This is a genomic window from Streptomyces sp. NPDC059452, from assembly GCF_042750035.1.
In the GTDB taxonomy this organism is placed as follows: Bacteria; Actinomycetota; Actinomycetes; order Streptomycetales; family Streptomycetaceae; genus Streptomyces.
On the sequence record NZ_JBHYVE010000029.1, the window covers coordinates 79,874 to 104,205 of the forward strand.

The 24,332-nt window shown below is 71.6% G+C and carries 20 protein-coding genes; 16 read left to right on the top strand and 4 right to left on the bottom strand.

Annotation, left to right across the window (positions count from 1 at the left end; all coding sequences use genetic code 11):
* Window positions 1–257: 257 nt before the first annotated feature.
* From ACFW9Z_RS30165 to ACFW9Z_RS30180, 4 genes are all read right to left on the bottom strand, one after another.
* Entirely contained in the window at window positions 258–2,666 is a 2,409-nt protein-coding gene (locus tag ACFW9Z_RS30165) for a DUF3488 and DUF4129 domain-containing transglutaminase family protein (protein WP_384645759.1), read from the bottom strand.
* The gene (locus tag ACFW9Z_RS30170) at window positions 2,663–4,042 is read right to left on the bottom strand and encodes a DUF58 domain-containing protein (RefSeq protein WP_384645760.1); all 1,380 of its coding nucleotides are present in this window, start codon (window positions 4,040–4,042) and stop codon (window positions 2,663–2,665) included. Before ACFW9Z_RS30170 ends, ACFW9Z_RS30165 begins: the two co-directional genes overlap by 4 nt.
* A complete protein-coding gene (locus ACFW9Z_RS30175; RefSeq protein WP_384645761.1) occupies window positions 4,042–5,076 on the bottom strand; it encodes an AAA family ATPase in 1,035 nt (344 codons plus the stop codon). The genes ACFW9Z_RS30170 and ACFW9Z_RS30175 overlap by 1 nt, the downstream gene beginning before the upstream one ends.
* A gap of 255 nt (window positions 5,077–5,331) precedes the next feature.
* Window positions 5,332–5,895 carry a beta-class carbonic anhydrase gene (locus ACFW9Z_RS30180; protein ID WP_384645762.1) on the bottom strand — a complete coding sequence of 188 codons (564 nt, stop codon included), beginning with the start codon at window positions 5,893–5,895 and terminating at the stop codon, window positions 5,332–5,334.
* 452 nt (window positions 5,896–6,347) lie between these two features.
* On the opposite strand from ACFW9Z_RS30180, the gene rsmH reads away from it, so the two are divergent.
* The 16 genes from rsmH (at window position 6,348) to ACFW9Z_RS30260 (ending at window position 24,218) form a co-directional block, all read left to right on the top strand.
* Window positions 6,348–7,313, top strand: coding sequence for a 16S rRNA (cytosine(1402)-N(4))-methyltransferase RsmH (rsmH, locus tag ACFW9Z_RS30185; protein WP_384645764.1), 966 nt, complete (start codon window positions 6,348–6,350; stop codon window positions 7,311–7,313).
* A 19-nt stretch (window positions 7,314–7,332) separates the two neighbouring features.
* On the top strand, window positions 7,333–7,947 hold the full coding sequence (locus tag ACFW9Z_RS30190) for a septum formation initiator family protein (protein ID WP_384645765.1): 615 nt from the start codon (window positions 7,333–7,335) through the stop codon (window positions 7,945–7,947).
* A 4-nt stretch (window positions 7,948–7,951) separates the two neighbouring features.
* A complete protein-coding gene (locus ACFW9Z_RS30195) occupies window positions 7,952–9,934 on the top strand; it encodes a peptidoglycan D,D-transpeptidase FtsI family protein (protein ID WP_384645766.1) in 1,983 nt (660 codons plus the stop codon).
* 39 nt (window positions 9,935–9,973) lie between these two features.
* Window positions 9,974–11,692, top strand: coding sequence for a UDP-N-acetylmuramoyl-L-alanyl-D-glutamate--2,6-diaminopimelate ligase (locus ACFW9Z_RS30200; protein ID WP_384645767.1), 1,719 nt, complete (start codon window positions 9,974–9,976; stop codon window positions 11,690–11,692).
* 4 nt (window positions 11,693–11,696) lie between these two features.
* On the top strand, window positions 11,697–13,118 hold the full coding sequence (gene murF / locus ACFW9Z_RS30205; protein ID WP_384645768.1) for a UDP-N-acetylmuramoyl-tripeptide--D-alanyl-D-alanine ligase: 1,422 nt from the start codon (window positions 11,697–11,699) through the stop codon (window positions 13,116–13,118).
* Window positions 13,115–14,185, top strand: coding sequence for a phospho-N-acetylmuramoyl-pentapeptide-transferase (gene mraY, locus ACFW9Z_RS30210; RefSeq protein ID WP_384645769.1), 1,071 nt, complete (start codon window positions 13,115–13,117; stop codon window positions 14,183–14,185). Before murF ends, mraY begins: the two co-directional genes overlap by 4 nt.
* Window positions 14,167–15,609 (top strand): UDP-N-acetylmuramoyl-L-alanine--D-glutamate ligase, encoded by a 1,443-nt coding sequence (gene murD / locus ACFW9Z_RS30215; RefSeq protein ID WP_384645770.1) that lies wholly within the window; start codon window positions 14,167–14,169, stop codon window positions 15,607–15,609. Before mraY ends, murD begins: the two co-directional genes overlap by 19 nt.
* 61 nt (window positions 15,610–15,670) lie before the next feature.
* Window positions 15,671–17,002: a putative lipid II flippase FtsW gene (gene ftsW, locus ACFW9Z_RS30220; protein ID WP_384645772.1), complete on the top strand. Its 1,332-nt coding sequence runs from the start codon at window positions 15,671–15,673 to the stop codon at window positions 17,000–17,002.
* 6 nt (window positions 17,003–17,008) lie between these two features.
* Window positions 17,009–18,103 (top strand): undecaprenyldiphospho-muramoylpentapeptide beta-N-acetylglucosaminyltransferase, encoded by a 1,095-nt coding sequence (murG, locus tag ACFW9Z_RS30225; protein ID WP_030564134.1) that lies wholly within the window; start codon window positions 17,009–17,011, stop codon window positions 18,101–18,103.
* Between the two features lie 50 nt (window positions 18,104–18,153).
* Complete coding sequence (locus tag ACFW9Z_RS30230; protein ID WP_384645773.1) at window positions 18,154–18,948, top strand: cell division protein FtsQ/DivIB; 795 nt, start codon at window positions 18,154–18,156, stop codon at window positions 18,946–18,948.
* 276 nt (window positions 18,949–19,224) lie between these two features.
* Complete coding sequence (gene ftsZ / locus ACFW9Z_RS30235; protein WP_384645774.1) at window positions 19,225–20,445, top strand: cell division protein FtsZ; 1,221 nt, start codon at window positions 19,225–19,227, stop codon at window positions 20,443–20,445.
* A complete protein-coding gene (gene pgeF / locus ACFW9Z_RS30240; protein ID WP_384645775.1) occupies window positions 20,442–21,182 on the top strand; it encodes a peptidoglycan editing factor PgeF in 741 nt (246 codons plus the stop codon). Before ftsZ ends, pgeF begins: the two co-directional genes overlap by 4 nt.
* A gap of 6 nt (window positions 21,183–21,188) precedes the next feature.
* Complete coding sequence (locus ACFW9Z_RS30245; protein ID WP_384645776.1) at window positions 21,189–21,908, top strand: YggS family pyridoxal phosphate-dependent enzyme; 720 nt, start codon at window positions 21,189–21,191, stop codon at window positions 21,906–21,908.
* Between the two features lie 125 nt (window positions 21,909–22,033).
* On the top strand, window positions 22,034–22,657 hold the full coding sequence (locus ACFW9Z_RS30250) for a cell division protein SepF (protein ID WP_384645777.1): 624 nt from the start codon (window positions 22,034–22,036) through the stop codon (window positions 22,655–22,657).
* A gap of 90 nt (window positions 22,658–22,747) precedes the next feature.
* Window positions 22,748–23,032, top strand: a complete 285-nt coding sequence (locus tag ACFW9Z_RS30255; protein ID WP_006123846.1) for a YggT family protein — start codon at window positions 22,748–22,750, stop codon at window positions 23,030–23,032.
* 49 nt (window positions 23,033–23,081) lie between these two features.
* Window positions 23,082–24,218 carry a DivIVA domain-containing protein gene (locus tag ACFW9Z_RS30260; protein ID WP_384645779.1) on the top strand — a complete coding sequence of 379 codons (1,137 nt, stop codon included), beginning with the start codon at window positions 23,082–23,084 and terminating at the stop codon, window positions 24,216–24,218.
* Window positions 24,219–24,332: the final 114 nt, after the last annotated feature.

The window sequence follows — 24,332 nt, forward strand, 5'->3', positions numbered from 1 at the left end:
CGCCCCGCGCCCACCAACTGGCCCATTCCCTAATACACGGGCCGGGGCCCCGCCCTCTGGGGGGGGACGCCGTTGCCGGCCATCACGAACCACCCTTTTGGGGGGGGGGGGCCCGATTTTCGGCGCCCGCCCCTCAGCCGTTCCCTGTTCCCTGCCCGGCACAGCTGTCGCCCCATGAGGGCTGCGTTACGGAGTTACGGAGGGGGGCCTGGGCCCGGACCCATGCGGTCCGGGCCCAGGCCCCCTCCGTACTCTACTCAGCCGTGCTGGCGGCGCAGCCGGGCCGTCCAGCGACCGCGCCCCGGACGGGCCGTCCACCGCTGGACGAGCGTCGCCCACCGGTCCGAGACCGCCCAGGCCACCCGGACGGCCGAGCGGGGTGCCAGCTTCGCCCGCAGCCGTGCGCCCCGGCCCGCCGAGGCCTCCAGCCCCGCCCGTACCGTCAGCGCGTCCTCGGTCAGACCGGAGGCGGGACGCGGCTCGGGGGCGTACAGCACCTGCTCCACCGCGCCCGCGATCCGGTGCACGGCCTCGGCCGCCATGATGTCCAGCTTCCCCAGCCGTACGATCCTGGCCGCGGCCTTCCGGGGCGTCAGCGACTCGTCCGGCGCGATGCCGTAGTCCCAGGCGCTGTCGGTGATCTCCTGCCAGGCGGCCAGGACCCTGGCCGCCGCGTCCGCGGGCGTACGGCCCCCGGAACCCAGCCGCCGGTTTCGCGCCCGGGTCCGCAAGAGCAGCGGAGCCAGGGGCAGCAGCAGGACCAGCAGGGCCCCGACAACCACCAGCAGCACGGTGCCGGCCGGAGTGCCGCCCCCGCTCCCGGACATCGGACCGGGAGCGGCGGAGGGGCCGCACTCACCCTCTTGGCGCATCAGCGGCGAGCAGCTTTCCGGGGCGGAAGGCTCCTGGGACGGGGCGGCGGAGGCCTCGGCCGAGGGCTCCGCCGGATCGCTCGCATCGCCCGTCGGGGTCTCCGGCAGGGTGTACGCCGGAGTGTTGCCCCGGCTCGGGGTGGGCTCGAACCGGGTCCACCCGACACCTTCGAAGTACAGCTCGGGCCAGGCGTGCGCGTCCCGCAGCCCGACCGAGGTCGAGCCGTCCGCCTGGAGGGTGCCCGGGGTGAAGCCCACCGCGACCCGGGCCGGTATGTCCATCGTCCGGGCCATCGCGGCCATCGTGAAGGAGAAGTGGACGCAGAACCCCTCCTTGTCACGGAGGAACCGCGCTATGGCCGTCGACCCGGTCCCCGAACTGACCGACGTGTTGTACGTGAAGCCGCCCTCCGAGGTGAACCAGTCCTGGAGCTTCACGGCCCGCTCGTAGGCGTTGGCCGAGCCCTCGGTGACCTGCTCGGCGGTCTCGGCGACCACGTCCGGCAGCGAATCGGGGACCTGGGTGTACTCCTCCAGCAGCTTCTGCGGCGGTGGACCGGCCGCCGCCAGCTGCGCCGCCGTCGGCTCGACGACCAGGCTGCTGACCTCGTACTGCGCTCCGCCGGTGTTCTGCCCGTTGTCGCCGATGAGCGTGCGGCCCTCCGGCTCGTACCGCCAGCGGCCGTCGATGGACACCTCGCTCGCCGGGTAGGGGAGCGGCAGATAGTTCTGCTGGTACGAGGGCGATGCGGAGATGTTCGTCCGGATCTCCGTGGTGGCGACGTCCCCGCTCAGCCCGACGGGGGCCGGGAGGCGGTTGGGCACATCGGTCAGACGGCGGGTGGAGGAGCGCCACTCGCTGCCGTTGAACGCGTCCAGGGAGAGAATCCGCAGATAGAGCTCCCGCGGGTCCTGGGCGTTGGTGCGATAGGTCATCACCTCCCGGTTGTCCGGCTGGTTGAGGTTGTCCTTCAGCGACACCAGCGGGTTCACCGCGGAGATGGTGCCGCCACCGCTGCCCTTGCCGCTCCCCCGGCCCTGTCCGGCCAGCAGACCGCTGTCCAGGGCGGGGAGAGCCAGCGGGATGACCAGGGCGATGCCCAGGGCCAGTACGCCGATGCGCCGCCCGGTGCGGACCGGTGCGGCCGCGCCGCCGCGGCCGGACAGCCCGTCCGCCAGCCCCCCGGAGGTCCGTCCCGCGCCGCTGAAGACGCGCCCCCACTGGGAGAGCCGGTCGCGGCCCTCGGCCAGCAGAAGCAGCAGATAGCCGGAGGCGGCGAGCAGGAACCAGAGCCAGCCCGTCCCGCCGTCGCCGAGCCCGGCGGCCACCGAGTAGAGCGCGAGCAGCGGCAGCCCGGCCGGGGCCGCGCTGCGGAAGGTCACCGCGAGGGCGTCCACCGCCAGCCCGATCAGCACCACCCCGCCGACCACCATCAGCCGGATGCCGTCCGTCATCGGGGCCGGGATGGCGTACGTACCGACGTCCTCGCCGCCCGCCACCAGCAGCTCGCCGAGCCGTACGAAGGCATCCGGACCCGGCAGCACCCCGAAGAGGGCCTGGTCCCGGGCGAACACCACGGTCAGCAGCAGCAGGGTCACCAGCGCCTGGGCGGCGACGGTCAGCGACCGGGCCAGCGGAACCCGGCGCGCGAGCGCGCCCACCCCGCTCTGGACCCCGAGCAGCAGCGCCGCCTGTACGACCCAGCCCGCCCCCTCCACCAGCGGGAGCAGCGCCCCCGACGCCAGGAGTGTCGCCGCGAAGGCGCAGAGCGCCAGCCGGGCCCGCCCGCTCATGACCATCCCCCCGGGAAACCTGTCGAACCGCCGCTCCCGGCGGGCTGTGTGTCGGTGCGCATCTGTCCCGCGAGCTGCCACAGCGCGGGCAGATCGGCCCCGGGCGGTACCGGGACCACGACCCAGCCTGCCTCGCGCAGCTGCCGCAGCCGCTCCTCGGCCGGGGCTGCGGGGCCTGCCAGGATGTCGCTGCCGCCCGTCCAGTGGGCGCTGTCCAGGACGAAGGCGACCGCCGCGCCGGTCCGCTGCCGCATCCGGGCCGCGACCGAGGTCTGTTCCTCGTCGAGATCGCCGAAGAAGGCGATCAGCAGTCCCTCGTTGCCGCCGCGCAGCACGTCGTGGGCGCGCGAGAGCCCGCCGCCGTCGGAGTGGCCGACGACCGCCAGGGTGTCGAGCATCAGGCCCGCCGAGTCCGCGGACTCCTGGGTCGAGCCCGCGAAGCCGTCGGAACCCTCGCCGGGCACCGCGCTCCCGTCGTCCGTCAGCAGCCGTACGGCGAAGCCGCGCTCCAGCATGTGCACCAGCGCGGAGGCGGCCCCCGAGACCGCCCACTCGAACGCCGAGTCCGGCCCGGCGCCCGCGAAGGCGATCTGCCGGGTGTCCAGCAGCACCGTGCAGCGGGCCCGCTGCGGCTGTTCCTCGCGGCGCACCATCAGCTCGCCGTAGCGCGCGGTGGAGCGCCAGTGGACGCGCCGCAGGTCGTCGCCGTGGCGGTAGCCGCGCGGAATGATGTCGTCCTCCCCGGCGAGGGCGAGCGAGCGCTGACGCCCGTCGCCGTACCCCGAGGCCTCGCCCGCGAGCCGCAGCGCGGGCAGCGGCACCGTACGCGGGATGACGACGAGGGTGTCGTACGCGCTGAAGGAACGGGTCAGCTCGCACATCCCGAACGGGTCGCTGAGCCGCAGCTGCAACGGGCCCAGCGGATAGCGGCCGCGCAGGTCGGAGCGGACCCGGTAGGACACCTCGCGCCGGCCGCCCGCCTCCACCCGGTCCAGCACGAACCGGGGCCGGGGCCCCAGCACGTACGGCACCCGGTCCTGGAGCATCAGCAGCCCCGTGGGGAGCCGGGACACGTTGTCCATCCGCAGGTGCACCCGGGCCTCCGAGCCCGCGGGCACCCGGGTGGGGGAGAGCCACCGGGTGCCCGTCACCCGGTACCGGGTGCGGTAGAGCACGATCACGCACACCAGGGGCAGCACGGCCAGCAGCAGCCCGACCCGCAGCAGGTCCGCCTGGCCCAGGACGTAGGCGCAGGCGGCGGCGGCCACCCCGGCGGCGAGGAACGAGCGCCCCCGGGTGGTGAGGCCGCCCAGGGACGCGCGCAGGCCGCCCTTGCTGGAGCCGTCCTGCACGGCGCCGGGCTCGCCGGCCGTCATCACAGCCGCCGGGCGCCGGGCTGCTGCCCGTACAGCGGACCGCCCTGCGCCGGGGGTACGGCGCCGCCGGCCGAGGTCGGGACCGGGGTGCGCTGGATGATCTCCTGCACCACCTGCTCCGCCGTGCGCCGGTTCAGCTGGGCCTGCGCGGTGGGCAGCAGCCGGTGGGCGAGCACGGGGGCGGCCAGCGCCTGGACGTCGTCCGGCAGGGCGTAGTCCCGGCCCGCGAGGGCCGCCGAGGCCTTCGCGGCGCGCAGCAGGTGCAGCGTCGCACGCGGCGAGGCGCCGAGTCTGAGATCCGGGTGGCCGCGGGTGGCCCCGACGAGCTCCACCGCATACCGCCGTACGGCGTCGGCGACGTGCACCGCACGGACCGCGTCGATCAGCTTCACGATGTCGTGGGCGTGCGCCACCGGCTGGAGGTCGTCCAGCGGGGAGAGGCCCCCGTGCACGTCGAGCATCTGGAGCTCGGCCTCCGGGCTGGGGTAGCCGATGGAGACCCGGGCCATGAAGCGGTCGCGCTGGGCCTCGGGCAGCGGGTAGGTGCCCTCCATCTCCACCGGGTTCTGGGTGGCCACCACCATGAAGGGGTCGGGCAGCTCGTACGTCTGCCCGTCGATGGTGACCTGACGCTCCTCCATCGACTCCAGCAGCGCCGACTGGGTCTTCGGCGAGGCGCGGTTGATCTCGTCGCCGATCACGATCTGGGCGAAGATCGCGCCGGGCTTGAACTCGAAGTCGCGGCGCTGCTGGTCGAAGATCGACACCCCGGTGATGTCGGACGGCAGCAGGTCCGGCGTGAACTGGATGCGGCGCACCGAGCAGTCGATGGACCGTGCCAGGGCCTTGGCCAGCATGGTCTTGCCGACGCCGGGAACATCCTCGATGAGGAGGTGTCCCTCGGCGAGCAGCACGGTCAGCGAAAGCCGTACGACCTCGGGCTTGCCCTCGATCACACCCTCCACCGACCTGCGCACCCGCTCCGCTGTGGTGGTCAGATCTGTGAGGCTCGATCGGTCGTCATAGGTCGTCACCCGGCCCTCCTCGGCCCTTTTACGCATGGGCCGACGCGCGCACAGCCCGCCCGGCCCACCCCGAAATTCGGACACTCCTCCGGAAGGCCCGGAAGAGGTCACACCCGCATTCTTGTTGCCGTTACCGCTTCGTGTCACTCGCCTGTGGATAAGTGGGTGCGATATGTCGGTTTCTGTCACGTTTCGCACACGGTGAGCTGCGGAACGGGCGGGGCGGGCGCCGGACGGGGCGGGGCGGACGGAGGGCGCGGAAGGTCAGGGCGTGGGCTGGATCTCGCGGAGCAGACCGGTCGTCACGTCGAAGACGAAGCCGCGGATGTCGTCGTTGTGCAGGAGGAACGGGGAGGTCCGCACCCGCTGCATCGACTGACGTACGTCCTGGTCGGCGTCCGTGTAGGCCTCGACCGCCCAGACCGGCCGCTGGCCGACCTCGCGCTCCAGGTCCTGCCGGAACTCCTCGGTGATGGACTCCAGGCCGCAGCCGGTGTGGTGGATGAGGACGATGCTGCGGGTGCCGAGCGCCCGCTGGCTGATGGTGAGCGAGCGGATGACGTCGTCGGTGACGACGCCGCCCGCGTTGCGGATGGTGTGGCAGTCGCCGAGTTCGAGACCCAGCGCGGCGTGGAGGTCGAGACGGGCGTCCATGCAGGCGACGATGGCGACCTGGAGGACCGGCTTGGCGTCCATGCCGGGGTCACGGAAGCCCTTGGCGTACCGGGAGTTCGCCTCGACCAGCTGGTCGGTGACCTGGCCCCCCACGCGGAGCGCCGCGGCGGTGGACGTCACGGATTCGGCGGGGGAGTGAGCGGAAGTCGACATGGCTACGACGTTAGCCTTCCCACCTGGCCGGGGTGGGCTGTGAGAGCGGACAAAGAACGTCAACGCACCTTGTTGTGAGCTAACCCACAAGCACCAGGAAACGCGCCCGTTCGGGTGGTGTCGCCGCTTCCGGACGGGTGGCGCGACTCGCTGCCCGGTTCGTTGATCGCGAATCGATCGAATGGCAGGGTGGACTAAAGTAACGCGAAGTCACCACCTCTGAACCCCGTACGAAGACCCGCACAACCCCCGTAGAACCCCACTCCGCACACCCTGCACCTCCTGCATATTTCCGTTTTTCCCCCGTGATGTGCGGCGTACGTGCGGCCCGGCCCTCTCCCGCTCCCGGTCGGCCGACGCCCCTTCCCCGGCGCCGGCGGACCTCCCCTTCGGAGCGGGCGGGGACCAGGACGTACGTACCGGCCGCGCGGGACAGAGCCTGAGAGGGCGCATTGAGCCAGACCCGACACGTCCCGGTGATGCTCCAGAGGTGTCTGGACCTGTTGGCCCCGGCTCTCCAGGACCCGGCCCACCCCGAGCCCGTGGTCGTCGACTGCACCCTCGGCCTCGGCGGCCACAGCGAGGCCCTGCTGGCGGCCTTCCCCACCGCCCGGCTGATCGCCCTGGACCGCGACAAGGAAGCCCTGCGGCTCTCCGGTGAACGGCTCGCCCCCTACGGCGACCGCGCCACCCTCGTCCACGCCGTCTACGACGAACTCCCCGACGTACTCGCCCGGCTCGGCGTCCCCAAGGTCCAGGGCGTCCTCTTCGACCTCGGCGTCTCCTCCATGCAGCTCGACGAGGCCGACCGGGGGTTCGCGTACGCCCAGGACGCCCCGCTCGACATGCGCATGGACCAGTCCACCGGCATCGGCGCGGCCGAGGTGCTCAACACCTACCCGCCAGGCGAGCTGGTGCGGATCCTGCGGGCGTACGGCGAGGAGAAGCAGGCCAAGCGGATCGTCTCCGCCGTCGTGCGCGAGCGCGAGAAGGAGCCGTTCAGCAACAGTGCCCGGCTCGTCGAGCTGATCCGCGACTCGCTCCCGCAGGCCGCCAAGCGCACCGGGGGCAACCCGGCCAAGCGGACCTTCCAGGCCCTGCGCATCGAGGTCAACGGCGAGCTCAGCGTCCTGGAGCAGGCCATCCCGGCGGCCGTGGCGAGCCTCGCGGTCGGCGGCCGGATCGCCGTGCTCTCGTACCACTCGCTGGAGGACCGGCTGGTCAAGCAGGTCTTCGCGGCGGGCGCCGCCAACACCGCGCCCCCCGGCCTGCCCGTCGTCCCCGAGCGCTACCAGCCCCGCCTCAAGCTCCTCACCCGGGGTGCCGAGCTGCCCACCGAGGAGGAGGTCGCCGAGAACCGGCGCGCCGCCCCCGCCCGGCTGCGCGGCGCCCAGCGCATCCGGGAGGACGAGCGATGAGCACCACGGGGGGCGCGCGGTGAGCAGACCGGCCGCACCGCTGAAGGGGCGCGCCGGACGGCTTGCCCGGCTGATGCCGTCCGCGTCGCCCAGCAGCGCGGCCCGCACCCCCTTCGTCCTGCTGGTCGTCCTCCTCCTGGGCGGCGGACTCATCACCCTGCTCCTGCTGAACTCCGCGCTCAACGAAGGATCGTTCAGGCTCAGCAAGCTCAAACGGGACACCACCGAACTCACCGACGAGCAGCAGGCACTCCAGCGCGACGTCGACAGCTACTCCCAGCCCGACGCCCTGGAGCGCCGCGCCCGGGAACTCGGCATGGTCCCCGGCGGCAGCCCCGCCTTCCTCAACCCCGACGGCACGGTCCGGGGGGTCCCCACGGAGGCCACCGCACCGCCCTCGCCCAGCCCCACCCCGAGTCCCGGGCCGACCTCCGAGGACGGGGCCGAGGACGAAGACGCTGCCGGCGCCCCGGCCGACGGAGCGGACCCCGCCCCCTCCGCGCAAGAAGCCCCCGAGACCGCGCCGGAAGCCCCCGAGGCAACGCCGGAAGCCGGTGCCGAACCCGGCGCCACCCCCACCCCAGCAGCGGAGAACACCCCGCCGTCCGCACCCCCGACCACCCCCGGCAGGTGACGCAGTGCCGCCCAAGGAACCGCCGCGCCGCCGCGTACCCGGACCGGCGCGCCCCCGCAGCGGGGCCAACGGCCGCTCCGGCGCGCGCCCCCCGGCCCGCCGCCCCCGCCCCGCCCCGGGCCGCACCACCGCACGCGGGCGCGCGCCCCGCTCGCTGCGCCTGGGCAGCCCGCGCCCCCGGCTGCGGCTCGTCAGCCTCGGGCTGACGCTGATCATGCTGCTCTTCGTGGCCCGGCTGCTCCAGGTCCAGGCCGTCGACGCCAGCGCGTACGCGGCCAAGGCCGAGAAGAACCGCTACCTGGAGTACACGGTCGCCGCCGAGCGCGGGGAGATCACCGACCGCAGGGGCGTCGCGCTGGCCACCAGCGTGGACGCGCACAACATCACGGCCGACCCGAAGATGTTCACGCCCGAGGACAGCAAGGCCCCCGACGCGCCCCAGCAGGCCGCCGCCCTGCTCGCCCCGATCCTCGGCAAGGACGTCGACGAGCTCGTCAAGAAGCTCTCGGCCCCCAAGAGCCGCTACACCGTGCTCGCGTACCGGCAGACCCCCCAGGTCTGGAAGCAGATCAAGGACCTCAAGTCCGTCTTCGCCGAGAAGGCCCTGGAGGACGAGCGCAACGGCGGCGCGGGCGCCAACGTGCTGGCCGGGGTCCTCCAGGAGCCGACCACCAAGCGCGTGTACCCCAACGGGGACCTCGCCGCCGGGATACTGGGATTCGTCAGCGCCGACGGCAAGGGCGGCGGCGGTATCGAATCGCAGCTGGACAAGGAGCTCGCGGGCGAGGACGGCAAGATCCGCTACGCCCAGTCCGGCGGCCGCCGCGTCCCCACGGCGGGCGGCAGCGAGATCCCGGCCGTGCCCGGCTCCGACATCGAGCTGACCATCGACCGCGACATCCAGTGGGCCGCCCAGAAGGCCATCAGCGACCAGGTCGCCAAGTCCAAGGCCGACCGCGGCTACGTCATCGTGCAGAACACCCGGACCGGCGAGCTGCTGGCCATGGCCAACGCGCCCGGCTACGACCCCAACGACCTCTCCCAGGCCACCTCGGCCTCGCTCGGCAACGCGGCCCTCCAGGACGTGTACGAGCCCGGCTCCACCAGCAAGGTCATGTCGATCGCCGCCGTGCTGGAGGAGGGGGCCGCCACGCCCGGCACCCATGTCACCGTCCCCAACCGGCTGCACCGCGGCGACCGGCTCTTCAAGGACGACGTCGACCACCCCACCTGGTACCTCACGCTCAACGGGGTCCTCGCCAAGTCCAGCAACATCGGCACCATCCTGGCGACCGGTCAGCTCGGCAAGACCCAGGCAGAGTCCAACCAGGTCCTCTACGACTACCTGCGCAAGTTCGGCCTCGGCGCGACGACCGGGCTCGGCTACCCCGGCGAGTCGCCCGGCCTCCTCGCCCACCCCAAGGACTGGTCGACCTCGCAGCAGTACACGATCCCCTTCGGCCAGGGCCTCTCGGTCAACGCCGTCCAGGCCGCCTCGGTCTACTCCACCATCGCCAACGGCGGCGTACGGATCGCCCCCACGCTCGTCCGCGGGAGCAAGGGCGCCGACGGCCGCTTCACCCCCGCCCCGGCCCCCGAGGAGACCCGGGTGGTCAGCGAGAAGACCGCCAAGACCCTGGCGGCCATGCTGGAATCCGTCGTCGGCGACCAGGAGGGCACCGGCACCAAGGCCGCCATCCCCGGCTACCGGGGCGCGGGCAAGACCGGCACCGCCAACCGGGTCGACCCGGTGCGCGGCGTCTACAAGGGCTACACCGCCTCCTTCGCCGGGTTCGCCCCGGCCGACGATCCGCAGATCACCGTCTACTGCGCGATCCAGAACCCCACCAAGGGAAGCTACTTCGGCGGCCAGATCTGCGGCCCGATCCACAAGCAGGTCATGGAGTTCGCACTCAAGACGCTCCAGGTACCACCGTCCGGCAGCGAGCCGCCCCGGCTGCCGGTGTCCTTCAAACCCGGCGAGTGAACACGGGGATGCGCGAGCATCTCCCCAAGGGAACCCTCAGTGACAACCATCACCCCCGATCCCGGGAACCGGAACGAGAACTTCCCGGGACCCGGTCCCTCGCTTCGCGAGAGCCCGCACCGGCCCGGTACGCTCACCGCCGTGCCCCACGCTGATCAGTCCCAAACCACCCAGAAGGACGCGCCTGTGACCTACCCGGGAGCGCCCCGACCGGACCGGCTCCGGCCCACCCCCCTCGGCGAGCTGGCCGGCCGGCTCGGCGTCGAAGCGGCCGGATCCGGTGAGGTCACCGGCATCACCCACGACTCGCGGGCCGTGCGCCCCGGAGACGTGTACGCGGCCCTGCCCGGCGCCCGCCTCCACGGCGCCGACTTCGCCGCCCAGGCCGCGGGCCTCGGCGCCGTTGCCGTCCTCACCGACCCGACGGGCGCCGAACGCGCCGCCGCCACCGGGCTGCCGGTCCTGGTCGCCGAGGACCCGCGCGCCGTCATGGGCGAGCTGGCCGCCGACATCTACGGGCGGCCCGGCATCGGTCTCCTCCAGATCGGCATCACCGGAACCTCCGGCAAGACCACCACCGCGTACCTGGTCGAGGGCGGACTGCGCGCGGCCGGCCGGGCCACCGGACTCATCGGCACCGTCGAGATGCGCATCGGCGACGAGCGCATCAAGTCCGAGCGCACCACCCCCGAAGCCACCGACCTCCAGGCCCTGTTCGCCGTCATGCGCGAACGCGGCGTCGAGGCCGTCGCCATGGAGGTCTCCAGCCACGCCCTCGTGCTCGGCCGGGTCGACGGCTGCGTCTTCGACGTCGCCGTCTTCAACAACCTCAGCCCGGAGCACATGGAGTTCCACTCCGGCATGGAGGACTACTTCCAGGCCAAGGCGCAGCTCTTCACCCCCGAGCGCTCCCACCGGGGCGTGGTGAACTTCGACGACGAGTACGGCCGCCGGCTCATCAGCGAGTCCGGCGTCCCGGTCACCACCTTCTCCGCCGAGGGCCACCCGGACGCCGACTGGCACGCCGAGGACGTCAAGGTCGGCCCGCAGGACAGCACCTTCACCGCCGTCGGCCCGGGGGGCGAGCGGATCGCCGCCCGCGCCCCGCTGCCCGGCCCGTTCAACGTGGCCAACACCCTCGCCGCGATCGTCACCCTGGCCGTAGCGGGCGTCGACCCGCAGACCGCCGCCGACGGCATCGCGGCCGTCCCCGGGGTCCCGGGACGGCTGGAGCGGGTGGACGCAGGACAGCCCTACCTCGCCGTCGTCGACTACGCGCACAAGACCGACGCCGTCGAGTCCGTACTGCGCTCCCTGCAGAAGGTCACCGAGGGCCGGGTGCACATCGTGCTCGGCTGCGGCGGCGACCGCGACACCACCAAGCGCGGCCCGATGGGCGCGGCGGCCGCCCGCCTCGCCGACACCGCCGTACTGACCTCCGACAACCCCCGCTCCGAGGACCCCCTCGCGATCCTCGCCGCGATGCTCTCCGGCGCCGCCGAGGTCCCCGTCCACGAACGCGGCGACGTCCTGGTCGACGCCGACCGGGCCTCCGCCATCGCCGCCGCCGTCGCCCGCGCCGAACCCGGCGACACCGTCCTCGTCGCGGGCAAGGGCCACGAGCAGGGCCAGGACATCCACGGGGTCGTACGCTCCTTCGACGACCGCAAGGTCCTGCACGACGCCATCGAGCGGTCCCTGGGGCGCAGTGGCGCCGCGGACCGTGCCCCTCACCACGAGAACAACAGTCAGGGATGACCAAGTGATCACCCTTTCCCTCGCCGAGATCGCCGAAATCGTCGGCGGGCAGCCGCACGACATACCGGACCCGGCAGTCACCGTCACCGGCCCCGTCGTCATCGACTCCCGCGAGGCCGGACCCGGCACCCTGTTCGCCGCGTTCGCCGGCGAGCGGGTGGACGGCCACGACTACGCGCAGCGCGCCGTCGAGGCGGGCGCGGCAGCCGTCCTGGCCGCCCGTCCCGTCGGCGTTCCGGCGATCGTCGTGGACGACGTCGTCGGCGCGCTCGGCGCCCTCGCCCGTACCGTCGTCGAACGCCTCGGCACCACCGTCGTCGCGCTCACCGGCTCCGCGGGCAAGACGTCCACCAAGGACCTGATCGCGCAGCTCCTCCAGCGCCACGGTCCGACCGTCTGGACGCCGGGCTCCCTCAACAACGAGATCGGCCTGCCGCTCACCGCCCTGCGCGCCACCCCCGAGACCCAGCACCTGGTCCTGGAGATGGGCGCCCGGGGCATCGGGCACATCCACTACCTCGCCGACCTCACCCCGCCCCGCATCGGCCTGGTCCTCAACGTCGGCTCCGCCCACCTCGGGGAGTTCGGCAGCCGGGAGGCGATCGCCCAGGCCAAGGGCGAACTGGTCGAGGTGCTCCCCGAGGACGGCTGCGCCGTGCTCAACGCCGACGACCACCTCGTACGCGCGATGGCTGCGCGCACCAGGGCCCGGGTTCTGCTCTTCGGAGAAGACCCGGATGCGGACGTACGGGGCGAGAAGGTCCGGATGACCCCCGACGGGCGGCCCGCCTTCGAGCTCCACACACCCACCGGGTGCAGCGACGTGACCATGCGCCTGTACGGTGAGCACCACGTGTCGAACGCGCTCGCCGCGGCCGCCGTCGCCCATGAGTTGGGCATGTCCGTGACCGAGATCGCCGAGGCGCTCTCGGAGGCGGGCACCCTCTCCCGCTGGCGCATGGAGGTCACCGAGCGTCCGGACGGTGTGACGGTCGTCAATGACGCCTACAACGCGAACCCCGAATCCATGAGAGCCGCACTGCGTGCGCTGGCCGCCATGGGCCAGGCCCGAGCGGCCGACGGGGGGCGCACCTGGGCGGTGCTCGGTCAGATGGCCGAGCTCGGTGACGCGTCGCTCGCCGAGCACGACGCGGTCGGACGGCTCGCCGTCCGGCTCAACGTCAGCAAGCTCGTCGCTGTCGGGGGGAGAGAAGCCTCCTGGCTGCAACTGGGCGCATATAACGAGGGTTCGTGGGGTGAGGAGTCGGTGCACGTGTCCGACGCACAGGCGGCCGTCGACCTGTTGCGCAGTGAACTGCGCCCGGGAGACGTCGTGCTGGTGAAGGCGTCCCGGTCGGTCGGCCTGGAGAAGGTCGCCCAGGCACTGCTGGAGAACTCGACCGAGGGCGAGGTCGCCGGCCGATGAGGCAGATCCTCTTCGCGGGGGCCATCGGGCTCTTCCTGACCCTGGTCGGGACCCCGCTGCTGATCAAGCTGCTGGCCCGCAAGGGATACGGGCAGTTCATCCGGGACGACGGCCCGCGCACGCACGGCAGCAAAAAGGGCACGCCGACGATGGGCGGCATCGCCTTCATCCTGGCGACGATCATCGCGTACTTCCTCGCGAAGGTGATCACCGGCGAGGACATCCGGTACTCCGGCATCCTCGTGCTGTTCCTGATGGCCGGGATGGGGCTCGTCGGCTTCCTCGACGACTACATCAAGATCGTCAAGCAGCGTTCGCTCGGGCTGCGGGCCAAGGCGAAGATGGCCGGCCAGCTGATCGTCGGCATCGCCTTCGCGGTGCTCTCGCTCCAGTTCGCGGACTCCCGGGGCAACACCCCCGCCTCCGACCGGCTCTCGTTCGTCGAGGACTTCGGCTGGTCGATCGGCCCGGTGCTGTTCTGCGTCTGGGCGCTGTTCATGATCCTCGCCATGTCCAACGGCGTGAACCTCACGGACGGCCTCGACGGACTGGCCACCGGTGCCTCGGTGATGGTCTTCGGCGCCTACACCTTCATCGGTCTCTGGCAGTTCCAGGAGTCCTGCGCCAACGCGGCCAACCTGACCAACCCCAGCGCCTGTTTCGAGGTACGCGACCCACTCGACCTCGCCGTCGTGGCCTCGGCCCTGATGGGTGCCTGTTTCGGCTTCCTGTGGTGGAACACCTCGCCCGCCAAGATCTTCATGGGCGACACCGGTTCGCTCGCCCTCGGCGGCGCCCTCGCGGGCCTCGCGATCCTGTCCCGCACCGAGTTCCTGCTCGCCATCCTCGGCGGCCTCTTCGTGATGATCACCATGTCCGTGGTCATCCAGGTCGGTTCGTTCAAGATGACCGGCAAGCGGGTCTTCCGGATGGCGCCGCTCCAGCACCACTTCGAACTCAAGGGGTGGTCCGAAGTCCTTGTCGTGGTCCGCTTCTGGATCATCCAGGGCATGTGCGTGATCGTCGGACTCGGCCTCTTCTACGCAGGATGGGCAGCCAAGAAGTGAGCACCGCGGACTGGCAGGGCAAGCACGTCACCGTCGCCGGGCTCGGCGTCAGCGGTATCCCCGCGGCCCGCGCCCTGCACGAGCGCGGCGCGCTCGTCACCGTCGTCAACGACGGCGACGACGAGCGCGCCCGCGCGCAGGCGGCCGAACTGGAGGCGCTCGGCATCACCGTGCGCCTCGGCGACGGCGCCACCCTGCCGCCGTCCACGGAACTCGTCGTCACCGCCCCCGGCTGGCAGCCGGACAAGCCGCTCTTCCTGGCTGCCGCCGAGGCGGGCGTCGACATCTGGGGCGACGTCGAACTCGCCTGGCGGCTGCGCGGCACCAACGGCCGCAAGGCCGCCCCCTGGCTCGCCGTCACCGGCACCAACGGCAAGACCACCACCGTACGGATGCTGGCCTCGATCCTCGAAGCGGCGGGCCTGCGCACCGCGGCGGTCGGCAACATCGGCGTATCGCTGCTGGACGCGGTGCTCGGCGAGCAGGAGTACGACGTCCTCGCCGTCGAGCTCTCCAGCTACCAGCTGCACTGGGCACCCTCCCTGCGCGCCCACTCCGCCGCCGTCCTCAACCTGGCCCCGGACCACCTCGACTGGCACGGCTCGATGGAGGCGTACGCCGCCGACAAGGGCCGGGTCTACGAGGGCAACACCGTCGCCTGCGTCTACAACGCGGCCGACCCCGCCACCGAGGAGCTGGTCCGCGAGGCCGACGTCGAGGAGGGCTGCCGCGCCATCGGCTTCACCCTCGGCACCCCCGGCCCCTCGCAGCTCGGCGTGGTCGACGGCATCCTCGTCGACCGGGCCTTCGTGAAGAACCGCCAGAAGCAGGCCCAGGAGCTGGCCGAGGTCTCCGACGTGAACCCGCCCGCCCCGCACAACATCGCCAACGCGCTGGCCGCCGCCGCCCTCGCCCGCGCCTTCGGCGTGGAACCGGCCGCCGTCCGCGACGGGCTGCGCGCCTTCCGCCCCGACGCCCACCGCATCGAGCACGTGGCGGACATCGGCGAAGTGGCCTACGTCGACGACTCGAAGGCCACCAACACCCACGCCACCGAGGCCTCCCTCGCCGCCTACGACTCCATCGTCTGGATCGCGGGCGGCCTCGCCAAGGGCGCCACCTTCGACGAGCTGGTCACCGGCGCGGCGAAGCGGCTGCGCGGGGTCGTGCTGATGGGCGCCGACCGCGCGCTGATCCGTGAAGCCCTGACGCGACACGCCCCCGAAGTCCCGGTGGTCGACCTCGACCGGACCGACACTGGGGCCATGTCCGAGGCCGTCGAGCACGCCGCCCGGCTCGCCCGGCCGGGCGACACCGTACTCCTGGCCCCGGCCTGCGCCTCCATGGACATGTTCACCAACTACACCGAGCGGGGCGAGGCGTTCGCGGACGCGGTCCGCGCGCGCGCCGAGACGAGCGCCTGACCGACCGGGCTCCGCGCCGGGGCCGCGCCCCCGGGCACGAGCAGTGGAGGGGACAGCGACAATGCCGGCCGAGAAGAGCTCCGCCGTACGCAGTCGGCGGCCGACGCCGCCCCGAGGCGCCGGCCGCGGCTCCCCGGCCCCCCGGACCCCGCGCGGCGGTGGCGTACGGCGCCTCTACGAGCGGGCGCGCCGGGCCTGGGACCGGCCCCTGACCGCCTACTACGTGATCCTCGGCTCCAGCCTTCTGATCACCGTGCTGGGCCTGGTGATGGTCTACTCCGCCTCGATGATCAAGGCGTTGAGCATCGACAAGTCGTCGACGTACTTCTTCGGCAAGCAGTTCGTCGCCGCCGTCATCGGGGGCGCGCTCATGCTGCTCGCCTCCCGGATGCCGGTGAAGCTGCACCGCGGGCTCGCCTACCCGATGCTCATGATCACGGTCTTCCTGATGGTCCTGGTCCAGGTGCCGGGGATAGGGCTTTCCCGCGGCGGCAACCAGAACTGGCTCTACCTCGGCGGTCCGTTCCAGCTCCAGCCCAGCGAGTTCGGCAAGCTCGCCCTCATCCTCTGGGGCGCCGACCTGCTCGCCCGCAAGCAGGACAAGCGGTTGCTGACCCAGTGGAAGCACATGCTCGTGCCGCTCGTGCCGGTCGCCTTCATGCTGCTCGGACTGATCATGCTCGGCGGCGACATGGGGACCGCGATCATCCTCACGGCGATCCTGTTCGGCCTGCTCTGGCTGGCCGGAGCTCCCACCCGGCTCTTCGCCGGAGTGCTCGGATTCGCCGCCGTCATCGCGTTCCTGCTGATCTGGACCAGCCCCAACCGGATGTCCCGGCTCTCCTGCATGGGCATCGTCGGCGAACCCGACCCGGAGGCCGGCTGCTGGCAGGCCGCCCACGGAATCTACGCCCTGGCCTCCGGCGGATGGTTCGGTTCCGGGCTGGGTGCGAGTGTGGAAAAATGGGGTCAACTCCCCGAACCCCACACCGACTTCATCTTCGCGATCACCGGTGAGGAACTGGGTCTTGCGGGGACTCTGTCAGTGCTCGCCCTGTTCGCGGCTCTAGGCTATGCGGGTATCCGCGTGGCCGGACGCATGGAGGACCCCTTCGTCAGGTATGCCGCGGGAGGCGTGACCACCTGGATCATGGCCCAGGCCGTGATCAACATCGGTGCGGTGCTCGGCCTGTTGCCGATCGCCGGTGTCCCGCTCCCGCTGTTCTCCTACGGAGGATCCGCCCTGCTGCCGACGATGTTCGCGGTCGGGCTCATGATCGCCTTCGCGCGGGACGACCCCGCCGCGAAGGCGGCCCTGGCCATGCGGAGGCCCGGGGTGAGATGGAAGACGATGAGACGGCGCGTCAAGAAGCGTCCGTCCGGAGAGCGGTGAATTTCGGTGCATGTCGTACTCGCCGGCGGGGGGACCGCCGGGCACATCGAGCCCGCGCTTGCCCTCGCAGACGCCCTGCGCAGGCAGGACCCGACCGTGGGAATCACTGCCCTCGGCACGGAGCGCGGCCTGGAGACCAGGCTCGTACCCGAGCGGGGGTACGAGCTCGCCCTCATCCCTGCCGTGCCGCTGCCCCGTAAGCCCACCCCCGAGCTGATCACCGTCCCGGGCCGGCTGCGCGGCACCATCAAGGCCGCCGAGCAGGTCCTGGAGCGCACCAAGGCGGACTGTGTGGTCGGCTTCGGCGGTTACGTCGCGCTGCCCGGCTACCTCGCCGCCAAGCGCGTCGGCGTGCCCATCGTGGTCCACGAGGCCAACGCCCGCCCGGGCCTCGCCAACAAGATCGGCTCCCGGTACGCCCACGGAGTCGCCGTCTCCACGCCGGACAGCAAGCTGCGCGGCGCCCGCTACATCGGCATCCCGCTGCGCCGCACCATCGCCACCCTGGACCGCGCCCGGGTCCGCCCCGAGGCCCGCGCCTCCTTCGGCCTCGACCCCAACCTGCCCACGCTGCTGGTCTCCGGCGGCTCGCAGGGCGCCCGCCACCTCAACGAGGTGGTCCAGCGGGTCGCGCCGCTGCTCCAGCGCTCCGGGATCCAGATCCTCCATGTGGTCGGCCCGAAGAACGAATTGCCGCGAATCGACAACATGCCCGGGATGCCGCCGTACATCCCGGTACCGTACGTGGACCGGATGGACCTCGCGTACGCCGCGGCCGACATGATGCTCTGCCGCGCGGGCGCGATGACCGTCGCCGAACTCTCCGCCGTCGGGCTCCCCGCCGCCTACGTCCCGCTGCCGATCGGCAACGGCGAACAGCGGCTGAACGCCCAGCCGGTGGTCAACGCCGGCGGCGGACTGCTGGTGGACGACGCGGCGCTGACCCCCGAGTGGGTGCAGGGCAACGTCCTGCCGGTGCTGTCGGACCCCCACCGGCTGTACGAAATGTCCCGCGCCGCGGCCGAGTTCGGCCGGCGCGACGCCGACGACCTGCTCGTCGGCATGGTGTACGAAGCGATTGCCTCCCGCCGCCAGGCGTGAGGCGGTGCGGGTCCGGGGCGCACGCCCCGGGCCCGGGCGAAGGAGCGAGCGTGGCCGGACCGACGACCGCCCAGCGCGGCGCAGCGGGGCGGGCGGACACCGCCGCCCGGCCGCCGCACATCGGCCCCGTGAAGCGCCGGATCGGCCGCCGTACGCTGCTGATCCTGACCGGCGTCGCGGTGGCCCTGCTCACCGGGTTCGTTGTCTGGGCGCTCTACGGTTCCTCCTGGCTCCGGGTCGAACGCGTCTCCACCACCGGGGTCGAGGTGCTGACCCGTCAGGAGGTGGAAGCGGTTGCCGCGGTGCCGATGGGAGCCCCCCTCGTCTCCGTGGACACCGATGCGATGGAGGCCCGGTTGCGCCAGAAGCTGCCTCGTATCGACTCGGTGGATGTCGTACGGTCCTGGCCGCACGGCATCGGCCTTAAGGTGACCGAACGCAAGCCGGTCCTACTGGTCGAAAAGGGTGCGAAGTTCGTCGAAGTGGACGCCAAGGGCGTCCGTTTCGCCACGGTGGACCGGGCCCCCGAGGGCGTCCCCCTGCTGGAGCTGGTCCCCGAGCGGTCGGCCGGTCTGCGCCGGTTCGGCAGTGACCGTCTGTTGCGGGAAGCGGTCCGGGTCGCGGGCGACCTCCCCGGGGGTGTCGCCGAGGACACCGTGGCCGTACGGGTCACCTCGTACGACGGGATCTCCTTGCGGCTGACCCGGGATCGTGTGGTGACCTGGGGCAGTGGTGAGGACGGGCCGGTGAAGGCGCGTGTTCTCACGGCTCTGATGAAGGCCGCTCCCAAAGCGGGACAGTTCGACGTGAGTGCCCCCACCGCCCCGGCGGTATCGGCGAGTTGACGTGCATTTGTGCTGGCCAGCACCCTGGTTGGTCAGCGCTACGGGTGATCACATAGGGTGAAAAGAAAAACGGGAGGTTCGGCGTGTTCGTTGAACGTGCGCCACTTGTCGACTTAGTGTCCTGTTCGGAAGAGTCCAGGAAGCAGACACACTGGTAACCCTAAAGTTGAACGTTAGGGTTTGGGTCGGCGTTCGGACCGTCCCCATCGACATCAGTCGTCGCCGCGGTTCCCCCGCAGAGCGACGACACGTAACTCGAGGCGAGAGGCCTTCGACGTGGCAGCACCGCAGAACTACCTCGCAGTCATCAAGGTCATCGGTGTCGGCGGCGGTGGTGTCAATGCCATCAACCGAATGATCGAGGTCGGTCTCAAGGGCGTCGAGTTCATCGCGATCAACACGGATGCACAAGCCCTGTTGATGAGCGACGCCGACGTCAAGCTCGACGTCGGCCGCGAACTCACCCGGGGCCTCGGCGCCGGGGCGAACCCGGCCGTCGGTCGTAAGGCGGCAGAGGACCACCGTGAGGAGATCGAGGAGGTCCTCAAGGGGGCCGACATGGTCTTCGTCACCGCCGGAGAGGGCGGCGGCACCGGCACCGGCGGCGCACCCGTCGTCGCCAACATCGCGCGCTCGCTCGGCGCCCTGACGATCGGTGTGGTCACCCGCCCGTTCACCTTCGAGGGCCGTCGGCGCGCGAACCAGGCGGAGGACGGCATCGCCGAGCTCCGCGAAGAGGTCGACACCCTCATCGTCATCCCCAACGACCGCCTGCTGTCCATCTCGGACCGCCAGGTCAGCGTGCTCGACGCCTTCAAGTCGGCCGACCAGGTGCTGCTCTCGGGCGTCCAGGGCATCACCGACCTCATCACCACCCCGGGTCTGATCAACCTCGACTTCGCCGACGTCAAGTCGGTCATGTCCGAGGCCGGATCGGCGCTCATGGGCATCGGCTCCGCCCGCGGCGACGACCGCGCGGTGGCGGCGGCGGAGATGGCGATCTCCTCGCCGCTCCTGGAGGCGTCCATCGACGGCGCCCGCGGTGTCCTGCTCTCCATCTCCGGCGGCAGCGACCTCGGTCTCTTCGAGATCAACGAGGCCGCCCAGCTGGTGAGCGAGGCGGCGCACCCCGAGGCCAACATCATCTTCGGCGCCGTCATCGACGACGCCCTCGGTGACGAGGTCCGCGTCACCGTGATCGCGGCGGGGTTCGACGGCGGACAGCCGCCCGCCCGGCGCGAGAGCGCCCTCGGCGCGAACACGAACAAGCGGGAGGAGCCGGCCGCCCCGGCCAGGTCCCCCGAGCCCGCACGCCCGGCGGGCGGACTCGGTTCCGTACCTCCGCGCGAGGAGAGCCCGGCCCCGGCCGAGCCCGCCCCCGCGTCGGCTTCGAGCGAGAGCCCGCTGTCGCAGGTCTCTCCGCCGCACGTCCCCCCGGCCCGTCCCTACCAGGACACCCAGGCCGAAGAGCTGGACGTACCGGACTTCTTGAAGTGATAGGTCAGCATCGGGCGGACACCGCCACGGGCAGCGCTCATTTCGCCTTCACCGACCGGTGGGGCGGGGTGAGCGCCGCTCCGTTCGGTGAGCTCAACCTCGGCGGCGCGGTCGGTGACGACCCCGCCGCCGTCGGCGCGAACCGCGAGCGCGCGGCCCGTCGGCTCGGCCTCGACCCGGCCTCGGTCGTCTGGATGAACCAGGTGCACGGCCGGGACGTGGCGGTGGTCGACGGACCCTGGGGCGCGGGCGCGGAGATCCCGGCCGTGGACGCGCTGGTGACCACGCGGCGCGGACTGGCGCTCGCGGTCCTCACCGCCGACTGCGTCCCCGTCCTCCTCGCCGACCCGGTCGCCGGAGTCGTCGGGGCGGCGCACGCCGGGCGGCCGGGACTGGTCGCCGGAGTCGTCCCGGCGGTGGTCGAGTCCATGACCGCGCTGGGCGCACACCCGTCCCGGATCACCGCGCACACCGGACCTGCCGTCTGCGGACGGTGCTACGAGGTGCCGGAGGAGATGCGGGCCGAGGTCGCCGAAGCCGTCCCCGGCACCTGGTCCGAGACCGGCTGGGGGACCCCGGCGGTGGACGTCACCGGCGGAGTCCACGCCCAGCTCGCCGCACTCGGGGTGAGCGACCTGCACCGTTCGCCGGTCTGCACCCGTGAATCGGGCGACCACTTCTCGTACCGACGCGACCGCACCACCGGGCGGCTCGCCGGATATGTCTGGTTGGACTGATAGGGCATGACGGACCGTAAGGCTCAACTCGCGGCGAACCTCGCACAGGTGGAGGAAAGGATCGCCTCCGCCTGCGCCGCGGCCGGCCGCAAGCGCGAGGAAGTGACCCTGATCGTGGTCACCAAGACCTACCCCGCGAGCGATGTGCGGATCCTGCACGAACTGGGTGTGCGTCATGTCGCCGAGAATCGTGACCAGGACGCGGCACCGAAAGCCACCGCTTGTGCGGATCTTTCCCTGACATGGCACTTTGTCGGACAATTGCAGACGAACAAGGTTCGTTCTGTGACGAGTTATGCCGATGTCGTGCAGTCGGTGGACCGGATCAAGCTCGTCACGGCCCTCTCGGCCGCCGCGGTCCGCGCGGACCGCGAGCTCGGCTGTCTGATCCAGGTCGCCCTGGACGCGGAGAGCGGCGAGCGCGGTGAGCGCGGCGGGGTCGCGCCGGACGGGATCGAGGAGTTGGCGGCCGCGGTCGACGCGGCCGAGGGGCTGCGGCTCGACGGTCTGATGACCGTGGCGCCGCTCGCCGGACCGTTTGCCGGACGGCAACGGGCCGCGTTCGACCGGCTGATGGAATTCGCGTCCGGCCTGCGCACCGGTCATCCGGCTGCCACCATGGTCTCCGCGGGCATGAGTGCGGACCTGGAGGACGCGGTGGCGGCCGGAGCGACACATGTACGCGTCGGTACGGCGGTACTCGGAGTCCGACCCAGGCTCGGGTAACGTCGCGAAGCAAGTCGGACCACAGCAGAAAATATGGTCATTCCCCAGCTGAACGGGCAGACCACCGTGGATCGCTGGCACTTGGTGACGAATGCCGATCCACCACAGAGCGGAGGACTCAGGAAATGGCCGGCGCTATGCGCAAGATGGCGGTCTACCTCGGCCTCGTGGAGGACGATGGGTACGACGGCCGGGGCTTCGACCCCGATGACGACTTCGAGCCCGAGCCGGAGCCAGAGCGGCGCCGGCACCAGCCGCCACACCAGGTGGAACGCGAGCGCGAGCGTGAGCGCGAAAGGGACGAACCGGTACGAGTGGTGCAACCGCCCGCTCAGCGCGAGCCGGTTCAGCTCCCCGCGGAAAGCGGGCGACCCGCCCGGATCGCCCCCGTGGCATCCATCACACCCGAACGTCCGAACATGGAGAAGAACGCACCGGTGATCATGCCCAAGGTCGTGTCCGAGCGGGAGCCGTACCGCATCACCACGCTGCACCCCAGGACCTACAACGAGGCCCGTACCATCGGGGAACACTTCCGTGAGGGCACTCCGGTGATCATGAACCTCACGGAGATGGACGATACGGACGCAAAGCGACTTGTCGACTTTGCCGCAGGACTCGTCTTCGGGCTCCATGGCAGCATTGAACGCGTGACGCAGAAGGTGTTCCTGTTGTCGCCTGCTAACGTCGATGTCACGGCGGAGGACAAGGCCCGCATCGCAGAGGGCGGATTCTTCAACCAGAGCTGAGAACACGACACCGGGAACAACCCGGCCGCGAGGCCGGTGCCGGCCACGAGGCCGGAGCAACGAGAGCCAGGGGAGAGGGAAGCGCGGGACATGGGCGTCGCACTGGATGTGGTCTATATCGCGCTGATGTGTTTCCTCATCGTGCTGATCTTCCGGCTGGTCATGGACTACGTCTTCCAGTTCGCACGTTCATGGCAACCCGGCAAGGCGATGGTGGTCGTACTTGAGGCCACCTACACTGTCACCGATCCACCGCTCAAGCTTCTGCGGCGGTTCATTCCGCCGCTGCGTCTCGGGGGCGTGGCACTCGACCTGTCCTTCTTCGTTCTGATGATCATCGTCTACATCCTGATCAGCGTTGTGGTCAGGTTGTGAGCGATACGGTCTTGCCGACTGCCGACGACTACGTAGAGGTGAAGAAGAGATGCCGTTGACCCCCGAGGACGTGCGGAACAAGCAGTTCACGACCGTCCGCCTCCGAGAAGGCTATGACGAGGACGAGGTCGATGCCTTTCTCGACGAGGTCGAATCGGAGCTGACCCGTCTGCTCCGTGAGAACGAGGACCTGCGCGCCAAGCTGGCCGCCGCGACGCGTGCCGCCGCGCAGAACCAGCAGCAGCAACAGCAGCAGCAGGGTATGCGCAAGCCCCCGGAGCAGCAGGACCGCCCGGGTGCGCCCGTCCCCGCCGCCATATCTGGACCGCCGCAGCAGCAGCCCCCGCAGATGGGTCCGCCCCAGCTGCCCGGTGGAGCTCCGCAGCTGCCTGCCGGTCCCAGCGGCCACGGCCCCCAGGGCGGTCACGGCGGCCCGCAGGGTCCGCACGGCCCCGGCCCGATGCAGGGCGGTCCGATGGGCGGCCCCATGGGTCAGCACCCCCAGCAGCAGATGCAGCAGATGCAGCAGCCGCCGCAGATGCAGCAGCAGGGGCAGGGCCCCGGTGGCGACAGCGCCGCCCGTGTCCTCTCGCTCGCACAGCAGACCGCCGACCAGGCGATCGCGGAGGCCCGTTCCGAGGCCAACAAGATCGTCGGCGAGGCGCGGAGCCGTGCCGAGGGTCTGGAGCGTGACGCGCGCGCCAAGGCGGACGCCCTGGAGCGGGACGCGCAGGAGAAGCACCGCGTGGCGATGGGCTCGCTGGAGTCGGCCCGCGCGACGCTGGAGCGCAAGGTCGAGGACCTGCGTGGCTTCGAGCGCGAGTACCGCACGCGGCTGAAGTCCTACCTGGAGAGCCAGCTGCGTCAGCTGGAGACCCAGTCGGACGACTCGCTCGCCCCGCCGCGGACTCCGGCGACCGCCTCGCTGCCGCCGTCCCCCTCGCTGGCTCCGGCCGGTGCGGGTGCGATGGGTCACTCCATGGGCAGCTCCAACCACGGTGGCCATGGTGGCCAGCAGATGGGTGGCGGCCAGTCCATGGGCGGTGCGCCGTCCTACGGTGGGCAGCAGCAGATGTCGCCCGCGATGACGCAGCCGATGGCGCCGGTTCGGCCTCAGGCGCCGCAGCCGATGCAGCAGGCGCCGTCGCCGATGCGTGGGTTCCTGATCGACGAGGACGACAACTGAGCGGTTCGCGCTCGCTGAGCGCGTAGCCGTCGGCAGTCCAGAGGGCCGGGCCCCGGGGTTTTAGCCGCGCCCCGCCCCCGCGCGTGGGCGGCCGCCGGGGGGGGCCGGGGGTGG

Coding starts and splice junctions, on each gene's coding strand:
- ACFW9Z_RS30165 (WP_384645759.1), bottom strand. CDS start 2,666: ATGAGCGGGCGGGCCCGGCTGGCGCTCTGCGCCTTCGCGGCGACACTC.
- ACFW9Z_RS30170 (WP_384645760.1), bottom strand. CDS start 4,042: ATGACGGCCGGCGAGCCCGGCGCCGTGCAGGACGGCTCCAGCAAGGGC.
- ACFW9Z_RS30180 (WP_384645762.1), bottom strand. CDS start 5,895: ATGTCGACTTCCGCTCACTCCCCCGCCGAATCCGTGACGTCCACCGCC.
- mraY (WP_384645769.1), top strand. CDS start 13,115: ATGAGGCAGATCCTCTTCGCGGGGGCCATCGGGCTCTTCCTGACCCTG.
- murD (WP_384645770.1), top strand. CDS start 14,167: ATGGGCAGCCAAGAAGTGAGCACCGCGGACTGGCAGGGCAAGCACGTC.
- ftsW (WP_384645772.1), top strand. CDS start 15,671: ATGCCGGCCGAGAAGAGCTCCGCCGTACGCAGTCGGCGGCCGACGCCG.
- ACFW9Z_RS30245 (WP_384645776.1), top strand. CDS start 21,189: ATGACGGACCGTAAGGCTCAACTCGCGGCGAACCTCGCACAGGTGGAG.
- ACFW9Z_RS30250 (WP_384645777.1), top strand. CDS start 22,034: ATGGCCGGCGCTATGCGCAAGATGGCGGTCTACCTCGGCCTCGTGGAG.
- ACFW9Z_RS30255 (WP_006123846.1), top strand. CDS start 22,748: ATGGGCGTCGCACTGGATGTGGTCTATATCGCGCTGATGTGTTTCCTC.
- ACFW9Z_RS30260 (WP_384645779.1), top strand. CDS start 23,082: ATGCCGTTGACCCCCGAGGACGTGCGGAACAAGCAGTTCACGACCGTC.